Source organism: Nitrospirillum guaranorum, from assembly GCF_034653275.1.
Lineage (GTDB): Bacteria > Pseudomonadota > Alphaproteobacteria > Azospirillales > Azospirillaceae > Nitrospirillum.
In genome coordinates this window covers 1347283-1364192 of sequence record NZ_JAYEES010000001.1, presented here as the reverse complement: position 1 = coordinate 1364192, position 16910 = coordinate 1347283, and the positions used below count along the sequence as shown (strand labels likewise).

The following is a 16910-nucleotide window of genomic DNA, read 5'->3' as shown; positions in this document are numbered from 1 at the left end:
GACGCGGAGGGGGGCGGCGCCACCTTCACCCTCAAGGTGCCGGTCGATGACCGCGGTATCTGACCCCGCCCGCCCGCTGCGGCTGTTGTGGCTGCAATCCGGCGGTTGCGGCGGCTGCACCCTGTCGCTCCTGGGGGCGGAGAAGCCGGATCTGCTGACCGCGCTGGCCGCAGCCAATGTCGAGTTGCTGTGGCACCCGTCCCTCAGCGAGGCGACGGGCGGCGAGGCGCGGGCCATCCTGGAGGCCGCGGCCGGGGATGGGCCGCCGGTGGATATCCTGTGCCTGGAGGGATCGGTCATCAACGGGCCCGCTGGGACCGGGCGCTTTCACCTGATGGCCGGGACGGGCAAGCCGATGCGCGACTGGATCGCCGCCATCGCCAGCCGCGCCGGCTATGTCGTGGCCGTGGGCAGCTGCGCCGCCTTCGGGGGCGTCACGGCCACCGGCGGCAACGAGGTGGAGGCATGCGGCCTGGCCTACGACGGCACCCGCGCCGGCGGCCTGCTGGGGGCGGACTTCCGGTCCGCCCGGGGCTTGCCGGTCATCAACATCGCCGGCTGTCCCATCCATCCCGGCTGGTTCACCGACACCCTGCTGCAGATCGGTGCGGGCACCTTGACCGCAACCGACCTGGATGAGTGGGAGCGCCCGCTGGCCTACACCGCCCATCTGGTCCACCACGGCTGTGCCCGCAATGAATTCTATGAGTTCAAGGCCAGTGCCGAGCAGCCGGGCGACCTGGGGTGCATGATGGAGAACCTGGGATGCAAGGGCACCCAGGCGCGGGCGGACTGCAACATCCGGCCGTGGAATGGCGGCGGCTCCTGCCTGGACGGCAACTACGCCTGCATCAATTGCACGGCGCCGGGGTTCGAGGAGCCGGGCCACGCCTTCGCCGTCACGCCCAAGGTGGCCGGCATACCCATCGGCCTGCCGACGGACATGCCCAAGGCCTGGTTCGTGGCGCTGGCCTCCCTGTCCAAGGCGGCGACGCCCAAGCGGCTGCGCGACAACGCCGCGCGGTCCACGCCTGGCCTTCTTCCCCATGACAAGCGCAAGGACAGCGCATGAGCCGCCTGATCGTCGGTCCGTTCAACCGCGTCGAGGGGGACCTGGAGGTGCGCCTCGACATCAGCGCCGGGGTGGTGGCCGGCGCCCGTGTCGTCTCCCCACTCTATCGCGGGTTCGAGGCCATGCTGGTGGGCAAGCCGGCGTTGGACGCGCTGGTTTACGCGCCGCGCATCTGCGGCATCTGTTCGGTGTCCCAGTCGCTGGCCGCGGCGCGCGCGCTGGCGGCGACCGGTTCCGTGCCGCTGCCCGCCAATGGCGGCATGGCCGTGAACCTGATTCATGCGGTCGAGAACGTCGCCGACCACCTGACGCACTTCTATCTGTTTTTCATGCCGGACTTCGCCCGCGCCGTTTACGCGGGCGAACCTTGGCATGCCGACGCGGCTGGGCGGTTCGCGGCGGTGAAGGGCGATGCCGCGCGGGACTTCCTGCCCGCCCGGACGGAATTGATGAACCTGCTGGGCATCCTGGCCGGTAAGTGGCCCCACACTCTGGCGATCCAGCCCGGAGGATCAACGCGCGCGGTATCACGGGCCGAACTGGCGCGGCTGGGCGCCCTGCTGGCCGGCTTCCGCCGCTTCCTGGAACGCGTCCTGTTCGCCGATGCGCTGGAGGCGGTGGCGGCTTTGTCGACCCGCGACGCCTTGCTCGCCTGGGCGGAGGCGAGGGCCGTGCGGGGTGATTTCGCCCGCTTTTTTCTGCTGTCACAGGCGACGGGCCTGAACCGCTTGGGCCGCACCGACCTGCGGCACATGAGTTTCGGCGCCTATCCGTCATCGGATGGGCCCTTGTTCCCGCGGGGCCTGTTCAGGCGGGGCGTCGGTGGCGTCCTGCCGGTGGATCGCATCACCGAGGATGTCAGCCACGCTTGGTATCAGGCCGCCCCAGACGGGGCGCCGCGGTCCCCGCGCGACCCGGGGATGCCGCCCGATGCCACGCGGGATGACGCCTATTCCTGGTGCAAGGCGCCGCGCCTGGAGGGCGAGGTGGCGGAGGTGGGGGCCCTGTCGCGCCAACTGGTCGCCGGGCACCCGCTGCCGCGCGACCTGGTGGCGCGCGATGGGGCGACGGTGGAGGCACGGGTGGTGGCGCGGCTGCTGGAGACCGCGCTGGTCACCATGGCCATGGAGCGCTGGGTGCGCGCCATCGATCCGGCGGCGCCCTTTATCGACCATACCCCCCTGCCGCCGGCGGGTGAGGGGGCTGGCCTGACGGAGGCCGCCCGGGGCTCGCTGGGCCATTGGGTGAGTATTCAGGGCGGGCGCATCGCCAACTACCAGATCATCGCCCCCACCACCTGGAACTTCTCCCCCCGCGATGCCGCCGGTACGCCCGGGCCCTTGGAGCAAGCGCTGCGCGGCGCCCCCGTGCGGGAGGGGGAGACCGAGCCGGTGGCCGTGCAGCACATCGTCCGCTCCTTCGATCCGTGCATGGTCTGCACGGTGCATTGATGGCGGCGCGTCGCATCCGCGTGCGGGGCCTTGTGCAGGGGGTGGGGTTCCGGCCCCATGTCTGGCGCCTGGCGCGGGCGCTGGACATCGCCGGCAGCGTCGCCAACGATGGCGAGGGTGTGATCATCCATGTCTGGGGCCATCCCGCAGCGCTGGACAGCTTCCAAGACCGGCTGCGCGGCGAGGCGCCGCCCTTGGCGCGCATTCATACCATCGAGACTTGGCCGCACGACGGGCCGGCGCCCCTGGGCTTCACCATTGCCGCCAGCGCCGCCGGAACGGTGCGGACGGGCATCGTGCCCGATGCCGCCACCTGTCCCGCCTGCCGGGCGGAACTGTTCGATCCCGCCGACCGGCGCCAGGGTTACGCCTTCGGCAACTGCACCCACTGCGGGCCCCGGCTGTCCATCGTCAGCGCCATTCCTTATGACCGCGCCAACACCGCCATGGCGGCGTTTCCGATGTGCCCGGACTGCGCCGCCGAATACGCCAACCCCGCCGACCGCCGCTTCCACGCCCAGCCGACGGCCTGCCCCGCCTGTGGCCCCCGGCTGTGGCTGGAACCTGCCCCGGACGCGGGAACGGACCCGCTGGATGCGGTCGCGGCGCTGCTGCGGGTCGGCGGCATCGTCGCCGTCAAGGGCATCGGCGGCTTCCACCTGGCCTGCGACGCCGCCAACCCCCACGCGGTGACGGAACTGCGGCGGCGCAAGGCGCGCGACGCCAAGCCCTTTGCCATGATGGCCCGGTCGGTGGACGAGGTTGGGCGGTATTGCCAACTGGACGACACGGCCCGCGCCCTGCTGCTGTCGCCCGCGGCGCCCATCGTACTTTTGCCCAGGTGGCCCGATGGCCCGCCGCTGCCGGATGGATTGGCGCCGGACCAGGATCATTTGGGCTTCATGCTGCCCTATACGCCGGTGCACCACCTGCTGATGGCACGCTTGCATGGTCCCGTGGTGATGACCTCGGGCAACCGGTCGGATGAGCCGCAGGTGACCACCAACGAGCAGGCGCGGGATCGCCTGGCCGGGCTGGCCGATGCCTGGCTGATGCACGATCGTGCCATCCTCAACCGCCTGGACGACAGCGTCGTCGCCGCCACCGGTGGCGCGCCAACCATCCTGCGGCGGGCCCGGGGGTACGCCCCGGCGCCATTGTCCCTCCCGCCCGGGTTTGATGGCCTGCCGCCCACCTTGGCCATGGGCGGCGAATTGAAGGCCACCTTCTGCTTGTTGCGGCAGGGACAGGCCATCCTGTCCCAGCACATCGGCGATCTGGAAAACGCAGCCGCCTTGGATGATTACCAGGCCATGGTGCGCCTCTATCGCGACCTGTTTGATTTCACGCCGGAGGTCATCGCGGTCGATGCCCACCCGGACTATCTCTCGACCACGTTGGGCGCCACGCTGGCCCGGGAGTGCGGCGCACGGCTGGTGCGTGTCGGGCACCATCATGCCCACATGGCCGCGTGCTTGGCCGACGCCGGCATCGGGTTGGCGAAAGGTGGGGAGGGCGCTTTCGGCCTGATCCTGGACGGCCTGGGCCTGGGTATCGACGGGACGCTGTGGGGCGGCGAAGTCCTGCGTGGGGGATACCACGGCGTGACGCGCGCCGCCCACATTGCTCCCGTGGCCCTGCCGGGCGGCGCGGCGGCGATGCGGGAGCCCTGGCGCAATCTGGTCGCCCAGCTGCGCCACGCCTTCGGTGACGCCTGGCGACACCAGGCCGCGCCCGTTCTGAACCAACTGCCTCCGGATGCGCGGGTGGCCGTGCTGGAGCGCATGCTGGAAACGGGCACCAATGTGCCGCCCTGTTCCTCGGCCGGCAGACTGTTCGACGCGGTCGCGGCGGCACTGGGCATCCACCCGATGCGTATCGGACATGAGGCCCAGGCCGCGATGGCGCTGGAAGCCCTCGCACGGCCCCATATGGCATCGGTTCGGCCCTATCCGGTGGCCCTGGGCGGGGGTGATTCCGTGGTCGTGGGATGGCTCCCGCTGTGGGAGGCGCTGCTGGCCGACCTCCGTGCTGGGGAGGCGCCGGGGCTGATAGCCGCGCGTTTCCACATGGGTTTCGCCGAGGCCGTGGTTGCGGCGGCGGCACGCCAGGGCGCTGGCGCCGGATCCCTCGTGGCACTGTCCGGCGGGGTTATGCAGAACCGCATCATCCTGGATGAACTTCAGACCCGTGTGCGCGCCATGGGTGGCCGGCCGGTGACGCACCAGCGGGTACCAGCCAACGATGGTGGGCTGGCTCTGGGGCAGGCGGTGTTGGGGGCGCTCAGCACGGCCACGGGGGAAGGCACCGGGCAGCCAACCTCCTGACTTCCGAGGCCAACAGGCTGTTGGCGGGGCACCTTCCGCGGCTTGAAACTGTCCACCCCAAGGGGCGCACTCTAGGGGCAAGTGCCCCTTCATCCTTTCCCTGCGGCCCGGCCCCGACCGTTTCCATGAAGTGGCTTTCCATGAAGGGGGGCTTTCCATGGCAAGGGCATGGACGGGATCGCCTGCCTGGGGACGGCCTACCCAAGCTGGGCCGCTGGGGCTTCCCGCATCGCTCGGAGGTGTGTATTCCGCCTATCCTGTTGATACGCACTCCGTGGCATTTATAAAATAATAAATAAGCCTATTATCCCCCCAGTACAGATTATCATCTGTAATAAAAATAGCGCATCAGGGTGTTTGTGTCGCTGATATGGCGTATTTGTGAGCTATATTAAAAATAAAAGTCAGCCCATTCGCGCCATAAGACATCCATGTTTTGGGGGATTTTATATGGAAAGCTTAAGAAATCACATTCTGCCCGTATTGCGGAACATGCCGGCTGGCCCGTTTCGTGCCCCGTTGCTGAGGGCCTTCGCCAACAACGAGGTGGAGTTCGCCACCATTGAGCATGGTTTTCGCGATCTGACGTCGCGCCGGCATGATCCCGAGATCCTGCGGCGGTTCTTCGCGAGTTGGAGTCAGACCAACAACAGCGCCATGACCGTGGCCGGCATCAGCAACCGGCTGACCCTGAAGCTGCACCGCGGCGAACCGGTGCTGGACCCGCAATACCTGCTGCAGTCCCTGGTTTCCCTGCACCGTATCATCGACGAAGACTTGGCGGTCACGCACAAGATCCTGCATTCCAAGATGTTCCACATCATGGCGACCGACATCGTCGGCGACGACGCCTGGTTGCAGAACCGCTATATCGACCGCAGCGCGACAGATTTCAAAACCTGGAAGGACCACATGTCCTTGCGTGAGCCCGACATCGCGCTGGGCTTGCTGACCACGCTGGTGCACGAGATCTACACGCATGGCGAGGTGGAGTTCATCCTGCCGCTGTTCCGGCAATGGCTGATTGAACACTTTCACTATAGTGAAGAGGACACCGCGCGTCCGCTGCGCTGGATCGCCGTTCATTGCGGCGGGACCGAGAAGAACCACTTCTTCCACGCGGTGAACACCCTGGACCACTATGCGCGGGCGTTCGAGGTCAACTGGGACGACTACGACCTGCATGGCATCGCGGCGCAATACCTGAGCAGGAAGGCGGAGGTCCTACGGGTTCTGTTTCCCCGCGATGAATGACGGCCTTCGCCCCATCTTGGTGGAAACCAACGGCGCCCAGGGCGTGAAGGCGCCGCTTCCCATGGTCGGCGGGTTGCGCCATGGGGAGGTGTGTTCCGATCGCGTGGTCGTTCTCCCGGCGGCCTACCGCGACCAGATGCGCACGCTGGCCGGCTTGCTCGACGTGGCCTTGCGGGCGGTGGTGCAGCGGTATTTCCTCGACGCCCGCATCCGGACGATCTATTCGCTTCCGCCGGAGTTGGAAGACATCCTGCGGTTGGCGGCACCCACCCCCTATCGCGTGGGTTGGTACAGGCCCGACTTCATCCTGGACCGGGCCGGAACGGCCCGCATTTGTGAAATCGGCGCCCGCTATCCGTTGAACGGCTGGATGGTTAGCCGCGCATGGTCGGGTGGCCAGGCGGATTTCTGGGACGACTTGTGCGCGCCCTATGAGCCCGGGAGCACCGTGGCACTGGTGCACGGCCAGGAACCCAGCGGCGAGATCGATTGCCTGTCCGATTATTTGCGGCAGGCCGGCGTCGGTTTCATCGCCGCCCGGCCGGAAGACGTGAGTGTACGCGCCGGGGCGCTGCATGCCCATGGCCGCCGGCTGGACCATCTGATCCTGCAACTGGACCGCAACGAGCTGCCGATGCTGGCGCGCGATGTCCTGGCCCATCTCATCGCCCACGGCCCCTATTTCAACGACGTGCGCACCGTGATCCTGGTGCATGACAAGCGCGTGCTGACGGTGCTGTCCGACGACGCCATCATGCGCGATGCCATGCCGGCGGACCTGTATCGGCGGTTGCGCCCGCACCTGATCACCTCGGTCTGCGCCCGTTCGCCGGCGGAAGCCGAACGGTTGTTGGGGGGCGAGGGGGACTGGATCGCCAAGCCCAGCAGCGGCGGCCGCGGTATCGGCGCGCTGGTGCGCTCGGCCTGTGGTGAGACGCATTGGGCGGACCGGGTGCGGCGCGACTGGCCGCACTTGATGTTCCAACCCTATCTGGAACAGCTGGACTTCGTGGATCCGGATTTCGCCCACCCCATTCACATGGTGGGCATGCTGCTGTGCCGCGACGCCGTGTGCTACGGCAACGGCATGTTCCGCGGCTCTAACGACGCGGTGATCAACCTGCATCAGCAGCGGGGGAAGCTCTATCGGTGCGAGGCGGCGCCATGAGCCTTTCGGTCGTCATTCCCCTGCACAACAAGCAAGACTATATCGACGAGGCCCTGGCCTCCCTGGCGCGGCAGACGCAGTTGCCCCACGAGGTGATCGTGGTGGATGACGCTTCGACCGACGACGGCGCCGCGCGGGCGGAAAGCGGCCTGCGTCGCCTGGCCCGGCAGGGCGTCGCCCGGACGGAGTTGTTGCGCTTGCCTGTCAATGGCGGGCCCAGCGCGGCGCGCAACCGCGGCCTGGAACGTGCGGGTGGCGCCGTGCTGGCGTTCCTGGACGCCGACGACCACTGGCGCGACGACTGCTGCAGCGAAATCCTGCGCTGCATGCGCGGTCACGCCCTGGACCTGCTGGTGCTGGGATTCGAGACATCCGCCCAGGGCGACTATTTCCCGGACATGGGCGCCCTACGGGATGAGGTCGTGCCGCTGGACGGGACGCTGCACCGGTTGCCCCGTGTGACGTCCAGCGCCAGCCACCTGGACTTTTTCATGGGGCGGGCCAGCAACGTGGCCGTGCGCCGTGGCGCCATCGGCGACGCGCGCTTCGCGGAAGGCCGCCACGTCAACGAGAACATCGACTTCTGGTACCGGGTCGCCAAAGACATCGCCAAGGGTGGCGGCATCCCCGCCCCGGTGGGTTTGCTGGCGGAGCCGGTGATCCGCTATCGGATTTTGCCGGACAGCCTGTCGCACCGGCGGTGTGAGGATTGGCGCCAGCTGCAAATCCCGCCCAGTCTTGAGCGCTTCCGCCATAGCGACGATGCCGACGACCGCCGGCTGTGCCGCACGCTGGGACGCCGCTGGCTGACCTTCGCCATGGAAAGCCTGCCGGATGATGCCCAGCGTGCCGCGTTCTGCGGCGCCAATGGCGCCTTGCTGGCGCATTTCGACATCGACCTGCCATTGCTGTGGAGGGCGGCATGAGCCCGGACTCAGGCTGGATCGGCAAGGAAGGGGGCCAGGGTGCCATACCGGACGGCATGATGGCCCATGCGTTCGAAAGGGCGCGCCATCATCCCTTCTGGCGGCACCTCTATCGGGATTGCGGACATTGGCGTGACGCGCCCGTGTGCCAGAAGGGCGATTTGCTGGCGGCCCTGGACGGCTTCTCCCCCGCGCGGGAAGAGCGGGGGATTTACCTGGTGCGCTCCGGCGGCAGCGCCGGCGGCGGGCCCCTGATCTTCCCCGTCGATATCGCGGAGAACCACGCCCAGCGTCAGGCGCTGGCCGAGCATCTGCTGGCCCGGGGGGTGTTCGCGCCCAACTCGGTGGTGCTGAACCTGTTCGCCTATTCCGGTCTCTACCGCACGGCGGCGATCGTCGATGATTTGCTGGAGCGCTGCTACGCCACCACCGTGCCCATGAGCGCGCAATCACCCCACAGCGACATGCTGGCGGCGGCGGAGATGTTCCAGCCGACCCATCTGGCGGGCACGCCGTCCATCCTGACGCTGCTCGCCAACTGGTGCGAGGAAACCGGCAAGCCGCCGCCCCGCATCCCGCAATTGCTCTACGCGGGCGAACTGATGCGCGACAGCGTGCGGGAGCGCCTCTCCCGCATCTTCGGCATACAGCGCATCTGGTCCCTGTACGGTGCCGCGGAAACCGGCATCTGGGCGGTCAGCGACGCCACCGCCACCCCGGGGGTGTTCAGCACCCTCCCGCAAATCGTGGTGGAGATCATCGCCCCAGACGCCAGCCGCTTCGGGGAGATCGTGGTGACCAACACCTGGCGCCGACGGTTTCCCTTGTTCCGTTACAGCCAGGGTGACGTGGGCCGTATCGTGACCCACGGTGGCCAGCGCATGCTGGAGGTGAGGGGGCGCCGGCCGCGCACCTTCCGCTTTTATGAGATCACCCACGACGACAGCGGTTTCGCCGCCGTGGCCGAGGGCTGTGCCGCCTGGCAGGCGGTGCTGGAGTTCGGCGCGGACGGCTGCGACCGGCTGGGCCTGCATGTGGTCTGCGACGACCCGGCGATCCTGCCGGCCATTGCCGAACGGCTGCGCCGGCACATGAAACAGGATGAGGGCGGCGACACGACCTACGTGCGTGCGGTGACCCTCGCCGATCTTCATATCGACCCCACGACCGCCAAGACGGCGACGCTTGTCGACCGGCGACGGTGACCCCAGGGAGGGGTGTCATGGAAAAACTGAGCAATCTTCTGGTCTATGAATGGGACTCGTGGCGCGGCTACCTGATCAGCCACCTCGCCGGCGCCCATTGCGCGGCGCAATGGGATGATGACTGGGACGTGCTGGACGCGGCCTGCGGGCCCCGTATCGACGCGGTCCTGTTTCACCACCGCCTGTCGCACGCGGCCTTGTTTCCCCGCCAGCGCCCGGTGTTCGAGCGCAAATTGGCGCAGCGGGGCATCAAGGTCCTCAACGCCGGCCTGGCCGACATGCGCAAGCGCACCCTGCATACCATGCTGGAGAATGCCGGTCTGAGAAGCGCCCGCGCCGCCCCCGACGGCCCGGACGATCAGTTCCTGTTCGTGAAGACGGATCTGAACTATGGCGGTGAGGCGGAACGGGCGCTGCCCGCCTTCCTGCAAGGCCAGTTTTCCGCCCCCGCCGACTGCCCCATTCGCGGGTGGGACGATTATCGTCTGCTGCGCCGCGACGAGCTTCCGCCCGACTGGTGGAACAATCCCCACCTGGTCATCGAGAATTTCATCGCCCACGACGACACGATCTATCGCATTTACGGTTGCGGCGACGCATTGGTCTGCATCCGCGCCCACAGCCCCGACCTGATCAAGAAGGAGATGGAGCGGCCGGGCGACCGCTGGGTCTGTATCGATCGCGGCCAGCTGGCCACGGTGGGCGGCGACCATGGCGGCTTCCCCACGGATATGTGGCGGCAGCTGGCCGGCTTCGTCGCGCGATACCCTTTTGATTATTTCTGCCTGGACGTCATCCATGACGGCACGCGGCATACCATCATCGACCTGAATCTGACGCCCTATTACGCGACGCACGCACCGACGGCGGAATGGTTCGCCTTCCTGCGGCACGGCCTTCAGCAACGGCTGGCCTCGCCAACCCTGGTGGGGGCCGTGTGATGAAAACCGTATCCGTCCTGATCGCCGCCTTCCGCGCGCGCCGATGGCTGGGCGATTGCCTGGATGCGGTATTTTCCCAGGCGTTGCCGGATGGCTGGCGCCTGCAGGTGCTGCTGGGCGTCGATGGCTGCGACGATACCCTGGATTACCTGGCGACGGCGCCATATCCCGCCGCACAGGTGGTGCACCTGCGGCGCAATCGGGGCACCTACGTCACCTTCAACACCCTGATGCGGTACGCCGAGGGCGACCTCATCGCCCGCTTCGATGCCGATGACGTGATGCTGGACGACTATCTGCGCCGGCATATCGAGGCGCTGGAGGAAGGCGCGGACCTCACCCTGTCATGGAGCGTGTACACGGACGAAAGCCTGCGGCCCACGTCCATCGTGCCCGCGCTGCCGGATTACCGGCCCGAGAACGGCCAGAGGCGCAAGGGCACGGACGGCCAGTTCGTGGCCAAGCGGCACGTCTGGGACGCGCTGGGCGCGTTCCGCGCCTGGCCATGCGGCGCCGATACGGAGTTCGTGATCCGCGCGCAGGCGTCCGGCTTCCGCACGGTGGTGCTGGAAGACTTCCTCTACCTGCGCCGCACACACGGCGCGTCGCTCACCACCCACCCCGGAACGAACTACGAGTCCGATGTGCGGATGCGCTTGCAGGAACTTACCATCCAGTACCGCGAGGAATATTCGGCGGGAACACGGGCGGTCATGGTCGAGGCGGAAACCGAGCCCACCGCCGCCCTGCTTGGGCGGGCCCCTGGGCATGGTGGCTTTTGCTGGATGACGGCGGTCTGACGGCGTCGCAGACCGAGGCCTGTGTAACGGGAAAGACATTCGCGAATGAGCTACAACTTTAGAATAGTTTTGTCGCGACAGTTGTAATATGAGGCTATACTCACGCCAATACGGTAGGGGAAGCGGCCGTAAGCCCCGCCGAAAAGTTGATGTGGCCACAAAAGGGGCCGTCTTCTACGACAGCAAGGGTCTGCCCGTGAAGGTCAAGCGCTTTCAATTCGGTGACTGGCAGGTGGACGCCCAGGCTTGCGTCCTGTGGCGTGAGGACGCCGCAGCCCAGTTGCAGGTTGAGCCGCGGGCCATAGATGTCCTATTGGCCCTCTGCCTGGACCCCGGCAAGATTCTGAGTGCCGACGACCTGCTGCACCTGTGCTGGGATGGTATCGCCGTGGGCGAGAACCAGGTGCACAAGGCGGTGGCGCAACTGCGCAAGGCCTTGGGCGACAGCGCGACCGCACCCCGCTACATCGAGAATATCCGCAAACGTGGATATCGGACCGTCGCCCCGGTGATCCTGGCGCCGCGTCGGGACACGGATGCCGCGACGGAAGCGTGGGGGCGGGAATCCCCCTATGTCGGCCTGGAGCCTTTCGGGGCGGCCCATGCGTCAGTGTTCTTCGGGCGCGACGCGGCGGTCGCCCGCCTGCGCGATGTCCTGGCGGGACAGGCGGCGGCGGGCAGGGCCTTCGTCCTCATCCTGGGCGCCAGCGGCAGCGGCAAGACCTCCTTGGTCCAGGCCGGCCTGCTGCCGTCCCTGGCGCGCGAGGGGGACGCCCGCCAAGTCATGGGCGCCACCGTCCTGGATTTGGGTACCATCGGCGCGGTGCCGCTGCCCACGGCGCTGGGGGGCGCCCTGCTGGATCTGGACCGGGATGGCGAGCCCCTGTTCGCGGGCCGCGGCGCCGAGCAGTTGGGCCAAAGCCTGATCGAAGAGGGGCAGGGTGCCAGGGATGTGATCCCATCGGGCGTGGTGGCTTCCGCCCGCGACCGGTTCATCCTGTTCATCGACCGGCTGGAGGCGCTGTTCAGCGGTGCCTTCGCCAGCGGTTTACAGCGGCGGCAGTTCCTGACGGCGCTCGATCGCCTGGCGCGGGGCGGTCAGGTCATGGTCATCGCCGCCTGCCGCAACGACTTCTATCCCGAGGTGGCGAAAGAGCCACTGTTGATGGCGGCCAAGGAGGCGGGTGGCCATTTCGACCTGGCACCCCCCAGCCGGGCGGAAATCGGCCAGATGATCCGCCTGCCGGCCGAGATCGCCGGCCTCAGTTTCGGTGGCGACCCGGATGGTAACGAGCGTCTGGACGACCTGCTGTGCGACGCCGCGGCCAGCAGCCCGGACGCCCTGCCGCTGTTGCAGTATACCTTGCAGCAGCTCTACCTGCTGCGCAGCCCGGCGCGTGAGCTGACCCTGGCGGCCTATCGCGGCCTGGGCGGCATCGAGGGGGCGATCGGCCAGCGCGCGGAGACGACGCTGGAGGGCCTGCCGGCCGGCGCCCGGGCGGCGCTGTCCCGCATCTTCTCCGTCATCGTGGCCGTCAGCGCCGTCGATGACACGGTGCGCGGCCTGCAGGCCCCCTGGTCGGACTTGGCGACGGATGATGAGCGCGCCCTGGTCCAGGCCCTTGTGGATGCGCGGCTGTTCGTCAGCCGGGTGTCGGAAACCCAGGCCGTCTTCGGCGTGGCGCATGAAGCGCTGCTGCGGCAGTGGCCCCGGGCGGTGGCCTGGATCGCCGAGCACAGGCAGGCCCTGCGCGCCCGCAGCCAGCTGGAAGGGCTGGCCCGCCTGTGGATGGCGGAAGGGCGCCGGGCCGACCGCCTGCTGCGCCCGGGCAAGCCGCTGGAAGAGGCGCGGGATCTGGTGGGCAAGGGCATCGTGCCCGTCGGTGCCGAGGTGCAGGCCCTGGTCGCCGCCTCCGGCCGCCACGCCAAGCGGGCGGATCGCCTGCGCCTGAGTGTCCTGGCCGGCGTCGCCGCCATCGCCCTGGTCGCCGCCTTCCTGGGCCTGCGCGCCAGCCGGGCGGAGAAGGTGGCGGCCCTGCGCCTGCGCGAGGCGGAGGACCTGGCCGACTATATGCTGGATGATCTGGCGGAAAAGTTGCGGCCCCTGGGCCGGCTGGACCTGCTGGATGGTGTCGCGCAGAAGGCGCTGGGCTACCTCACCACCGACGACCCCGGCCGCATCCCCGGCGCCGCCCGCCTGCGCCAGGCCAAGGCGCTGCAAACCCTGGCGGATGTGGACCGTTCCCGCGGCAATGTCGATGCCGCGCTGAAGGCCCTGACCCAGGCGGAGACATTGCTGCAGGCCAACTTGGCGGAAGGGGCGGTGGATGCGGAGACGCTGAAGGTCTCGGGCACGGTCGCCTTCTGGTTCGGTCAGATTGCCCTGGACCAGGGAAACCTGGACGAGACATTGCGTCGTTTCATTCAATATCGAGGCTTCGCCCAGCGCCGGATGAACGCCCAGCCCGGCGAGCCTGATGCCTGGATTGAATTGTCCTATGCGCTCAGCAGCTTGAGCGCCGTACAATTGCGGGAAGGGAATGGGGATGCCGCTGCGGACAATCTCAGCGCGTCGATCGCGCTGAAGCACCGGGCCCTGGCGGCCCAGCCGGAGAATGTGTCCCTGCTGGCGGAATTGGCAAACAGCCTTTCCCTGCTGGCCGATGCGCAGGCTGAGCGAGGCCGGCTGGAGGCGGCGACCGATCTTTATGATCAGCAGCGCGATGTGTTGGACGATGTGCGCCGCCGTCAACCCGATGCGCCGGTTTGGGCGTTCCGGCTGGCGACCGCTGACCGGTTGAAGAGTGCCCTCCTGCAGGCTCAAGGCAAGACGGAACTGGCGCTCGGCGTCCTGGATCGGGCGGCGCAGCAAATTGAGGATGCCCTCCGCAAGGAGCCGGAGAACCGCCGTTGGCAGGTCATCCGAACAGAAATCCTTTTACTGAAAGCGCGGGCGGAGTTGGCCCTGGGGAGGGTCTCAAACGCGTTACCGGACATTCTCGGCATTGAGGTCAAGATCAACCAGCTGCTCCACGTCAATCCAACGGACGATTTGGCGCAGCGCCAGAAGGCCGAAGTCCTGCTGCTTCACAGCTACGCCTTGATGGCGGGGGGAGACTTGGAGGCCGCAAAGCAGAAAGTCAACGAAGCCGCTGGCATTGCCCGGACGTCGGTGGATCATGACCGGCAGGACAAGCTTCGCTCCATCCTTCTCTCCAAGACCTTGTTGGCCAATGCCGAGATCGCCCTGAGACAGGGCGCCGGCGTGGCCGCCAGGCAGGCCTGCCTGGACGCGGCGGGCGTCCTTCGAGGCATCGCCCCCTCAAGCAGTGATTTCCGCATCCTCGACCCTTGGGTCCGCGCCAACCGGTGCGCTGGGGACGAAGAAGGGTTGGCCGGGGCGGCAGCCCAGTTTCTCGATCGTATTGGCTATCGAGATATTGAATATCTTGAATCCCTAACCAGAAATAAGGAGTAGGAAAATGACATGCCCGCCTGGAAGAATAGAAATTAATGTCCGAATAGAGGAAGTTTCTAAGGATAATTACGTCTGGTATTATAATGATCTCACAGCAGGTAATTTTTCCGTACGCGTGCCGAGCCACGTCGGCCGAATAGTTTTCCGTCTCGACGTTGACTCGGCCCGGCGGTACGTCTTCGACCCCCCCGATATTGAATCAGTGGGCGGCTGTGAGGACTTGACTACCCACCCAGCCACGGTCAGGCCCGATCATGTCATCGTTTATGATGACCAGCAGAATTGCGGGTATGTCACCGTTGGCAAGGTTTTCCTCAACGTCCAACATGTGTTGAGTGGGCTCGGCGATCCCGTCACTCCGGTGAAGCTGAGGTCGTCGGATCCGGAGGTAACCAATACCGGTGGCATCACCGACCCGCCCCCAAGGCGGTCGATCTGACGTGAATGGCGGCCCGGGCTTCCCCAAGCCCGGGCCGTTTTTCTTCCGGGCAGGCAAGTCGTCTATTGGACTATTCCTTATGTATCTCAATAGGTTAAATTCCAGAAGGATAACAGAAGGAAGAATTCTTCCGGTCGCTGGCAGGGTGTGTGGGCCGTTGGCGCGGGGGGCGTCACGGCGATGACAACCCACCCATGAGCCAGCAGCCATGCACCGCTATACCGCCCGGGAACGCCAAGTCCTGGACCTGACCGGACAAGGTCTCACCAGTTCGCAGATCGCCGCTGCGCTGGGCGCGTCGGAACTGACCATCCGAAAGCACCGCTCCAACATCATGCGCAAGGCGGGGCTGGCCTCCACCGCGCAACTGATCGCGTATGCCAGCGCTGCGGTCGCTCCCGTTGCTCCGCCGCCGCCGCTGGCCTGGGACGCCCTGGGGCCCCGCGAGGCGGAGGTGGTCCGCTACGTCGCGGCCGGCCTGACCAGCAAGGAGATCGCCCGCCTCATCGACATCAGCCCGCGTACAGTCCAGAAGCATCGAGAGCGCGCGCGAGAGAAGCTGGGCGTGCACACGCTTCAGGAAATCATCATCCGGGGTCAGGTACCTGCGGCTTTCCAATGCGGCTAGAGCATTTCTGTAAATCGGCTCAATCCGGTGACCCTGCTGACTGCAATAAATTCAAATGGATACCACACTGATCGGCGTCCGGGCTTCAAGCCGTTTAACATTATAACTGGCAGAAAACGAAATGACGTCCAAGACTGGCGCCGATTAGGTGCGGCATCTCCTTGCCGTATTCCTGCCTCTGTTATACTAGTCCAATCGATGCCATTATATGTCCTTCAATCCGATTATTTATCATCGGATGGCCCGCCCCGTATGGGGATCGATGGTCATGGGAGAAGCGCCAGGAAGGGCGACTACCGCTGTGGCGCGTTTGTTCTACAGACAGGTTCTCGGCCCGTAATTACTCTCACGCGAGATCGGCGAACAGGACATGCGGCAGGTTGACCATCAACCACCGTATGCCTGACCGCAGGTTCCACATTCTTCCGGCATGTTTGCAATCACTTTGACCAATCTCAAGGTGGTTGGATGTGACGAACGAAAAGAACGCGAAGGCGGCGGGCCGGATCATCGCCAAGGCTTGGACCAATGAAGGGCTCAGGGCGCGGTCGTTGGCCGATTCCGACGCCGTTCGGGCCCTGGCGCTACCCGCCTGGCAGATCCGCCCGATGAAGACCTGGATAATTCCGGGGGTGCGAAATGAGGGGGTTATTGCTGCTGGAGTGTTTGAGCCAAAAGGGAATGGGCAAATGCTGAATGAAGAAAATGCCAAGGTCGCCGGCCGGGTCATTGCCAAGGCCTGGGCGGATGAGGGTTTCAAGGTGCGGCTGCTGGCTGATCCGGCTGCGGTGCTGGCGGCGGAAGGGGTCGACGTTCCCGCGGGACTCCGCCTGTCGGTCGTGGAGAACACCGAGGCTAGCTACACTCTGGTGCTTCCCGCCCGTCCGACCGACTTGTCGGACGAGGAGTTGGATGGCGCTTCCGGCGGCTGGTGCTGGTACTGCGAACTCAGTCTCTGACGCCGCGTCTGATTTCATCTGTCCCTTGCGCCTGCGTCGAAGGAGGGTGGGGATGATTAGGTGAAGAGAACGGGAAGGTCGTCGGTCTGACGGCAACGGCGGGCTGGCGCCTATCGGTTTCGGCGGCGCGCGCGCCTGACTATGGATGCCCGCCACCGGTGCGCCTTGCCGCGGCATCCGCAGGGCTCCGGAGCGGAATAAACAACCCGATTTCCCGTAAGGAGGCGCTGGATGAGTGTGGTCATCCGAGCAGCTTAACCAA

General features: G+C 66.5%; 13 protein-coding genes. All 13 read left to right on the top strand.

Annotated features, from left to right (window positions below; all coding sequences use genetic code 11):
- Window positions 1–46: 46 nt before the first annotated feature.
- The 13 genes from UAJ10_RS05400 (at window position 47) to UAJ10_RS05340 (ending at window position 16648) form a co-directional block, all read left to right on the top strand.
- Window positions 47–1072, top strand: a complete 1026-nt coding sequence (locus UAJ10_RS05400) for an NADH-quinone oxidoreductase subunit B family protein (protein ID WP_322914324.1) — start codon at window positions 47–49, stop codon at window positions 1070–1072.
- Window positions 1069–2523 (top strand): nickel-dependent hydrogenase large subunit, encoded by a 1455-nt coding sequence (locus UAJ10_RS05395; RefSeq protein WP_322914323.1) that lies wholly within the window; start codon window positions 1069–1071, stop codon window positions 2521–2523. Before UAJ10_RS05400 ends, UAJ10_RS05395 begins: the two co-directional genes overlap by 4 nt.
- Complete coding sequence (gene hypF, locus UAJ10_RS05390; protein ID WP_322914322.1) at window positions 2523–4850, top strand: carbamoyltransferase HypF; 2328 nt, start codon at window positions 2523–2525, stop codon at window positions 4848–4850. Before UAJ10_RS05395 ends, hypF begins: the two co-directional genes overlap by 1 nt.
- Window positions 4851–5300: 450 nt before the next feature.
- Window positions 5301–6104, top strand: coding sequence for a hypothetical protein (locus UAJ10_RS05385; protein ID WP_322914321.1), 804 nt, complete (start codon window positions 5301–5303; stop codon window positions 6102–6104).
- Complete coding sequence (locus tag UAJ10_RS05380) at window positions 6097–7272, top strand: hypothetical protein (RefSeq protein ID WP_322914320.1); 1176 nt, start codon at window positions 6097–6099, stop codon at window positions 7270–7272. Before UAJ10_RS05385 ends, UAJ10_RS05380 begins: the two co-directional genes overlap by 8 nt.
- A complete protein-coding gene (locus tag UAJ10_RS05375; RefSeq protein WP_322914319.1) occupies window positions 7269–8198 on the top strand; it encodes a glycosyltransferase family 2 protein in 930 nt (309 codons plus the stop codon). The genes UAJ10_RS05380 and UAJ10_RS05375 overlap by 4 nt, the downstream gene beginning before the upstream one ends.
- A complete protein-coding gene (locus tag UAJ10_RS05370; RefSeq protein ID WP_322914318.1) occupies window positions 8195–9403 on the top strand; it encodes an AMP-binding protein in 1209 nt (402 codons plus the stop codon). Before UAJ10_RS05375 ends, UAJ10_RS05370 begins: the two co-directional genes overlap by 4 nt.
- Window positions 9404–9420: 17 nt before the next feature.
- Window positions 9421–10344, top strand: coding sequence for a hypothetical protein (locus tag UAJ10_RS05365; RefSeq protein WP_322914317.1), 924 nt, complete (start codon window positions 9421–9423; stop codon window positions 10342–10344).
- Complete coding sequence (locus UAJ10_RS05360; RefSeq protein WP_322914316.1) at window positions 10344–11144, top strand: glycosyltransferase family 2 protein; 801 nt, start codon at window positions 10344–10346, stop codon at window positions 11142–11144. Before UAJ10_RS05365 ends, UAJ10_RS05360 begins: the two co-directional genes overlap by 1 nt.
- Before the next feature lie 151 nt (window positions 11145–11295).
- Window positions 11296–14622 carry an nSTAND1 domain-containing NTPase gene (locus UAJ10_RS05355; protein ID WP_322914315.1) on the top strand — a complete coding sequence of 1109 codons (3327 nt, stop codon included), beginning with the start codon at window positions 11296–11298 and terminating at the stop codon, window positions 14620–14622.
- Between the two features lie 4 nt (window positions 14623–14626).
- Window positions 14627–15061: a hypothetical protein gene (locus UAJ10_RS05350; RefSeq protein WP_322914314.1), complete on the top strand. Its 435-nt coding sequence runs from the start codon at window positions 14627–14629 to the stop codon at window positions 15059–15061.
- A gap of 208 nt (window positions 15062–15269) precedes the next feature.
- Window positions 15270–15689: a response regulator transcription factor gene (locus UAJ10_RS05345; protein ID WP_322914313.1), complete on the top strand. Its 420-nt coding sequence runs from the start codon at window positions 15270–15272 to the stop codon at window positions 15687–15689.
- 689 nt (window positions 15690–16378) lie between these two features.
- On the top strand, window positions 16379–16648 hold the full coding sequence (locus UAJ10_RS05340; protein ID WP_322914505.1) for an NHLP leader peptide family RiPP precursor: 270 nt from the start codon (window positions 16379–16381) through the stop codon (window positions 16646–16648).
- Window positions 16649–16910 lie beyond the last annotated feature (262 nt).

Excerpts from the sequence above, each read along its gene's own strand:
- UAJ10_RS05400 (WP_322914324.1), top strand. The coding sequence starts at position 47 with ATGACCGCGGTATCTGACCCCGCCCGCCCGCTGCGGCTGTTGTGGCTG.
- UAJ10_RS05395 (WP_322914323.1), top strand. The coding sequence starts at position 1,069 with ATGAGCCGCCTGATCGTCGGTCCGTTCAACCGCGTCGAGGGGGACCTG.
- hypF (WP_322914322.1), top strand. The coding sequence starts at position 2,523 with ATGGCGGCGCGTCGCATCCGCGTGCGGGGCCTTGTGCAGGGGGTGGGG.
- UAJ10_RS05385 (WP_322914321.1), top strand. The coding sequence starts at position 5,301 with ATGGAAAGCTTAAGAAATCACATTCTGCCCGTATTGCGGAACATGCCG.
- UAJ10_RS05380 (WP_322914320.1), top strand. The coding sequence starts at position 6,097 with ATGAATGACGGCCTTCGCCCCATCTTGGTGGAAACCAACGGCGCCCAG.
- UAJ10_RS05375 (WP_322914319.1), top strand. The coding sequence starts at position 7,269 with ATGAGCCTTTCGGTCGTCATTCCCCTGCACAACAAGCAAGACTATATC.
- UAJ10_RS05370 (WP_322914318.1), top strand. The coding sequence starts at position 8,195 with ATGAGCCCGGACTCAGGCTGGATCGGCAAGGAAGGGGGCCAGGGTGCC.
- UAJ10_RS05365 (WP_322914317.1), top strand. The coding sequence starts at position 9,421 with ATGGAAAAACTGAGCAATCTTCTGGTCTATGAATGGGACTCGTGGCGC.
- UAJ10_RS05360 (WP_322914316.1), top strand. The coding sequence starts at position 10,344 with ATGAAAACCGTATCCGTCCTGATCGCCGCCTTCCGCGCGCGCCGATGG.
- UAJ10_RS05350 (WP_322914314.1), top strand. The coding sequence starts at position 14,627 with ATGACATGCCCGCCTGGAAGAATAGAAATTAATGTCCGAATAGAGGAA.
- UAJ10_RS05345 (WP_322914313.1), top strand. The coding sequence starts at position 15,270 with ATGCACCGCTATACCGCCCGGGAACGCCAAGTCCTGGACCTGACCGGA.
- UAJ10_RS05340 (WP_322914505.1), top strand. The coding sequence starts at position 16,379 with ATGCTGAATGAAGAAAATGCCAAGGTCGCCGGCCGGGTCATTGCCAAG.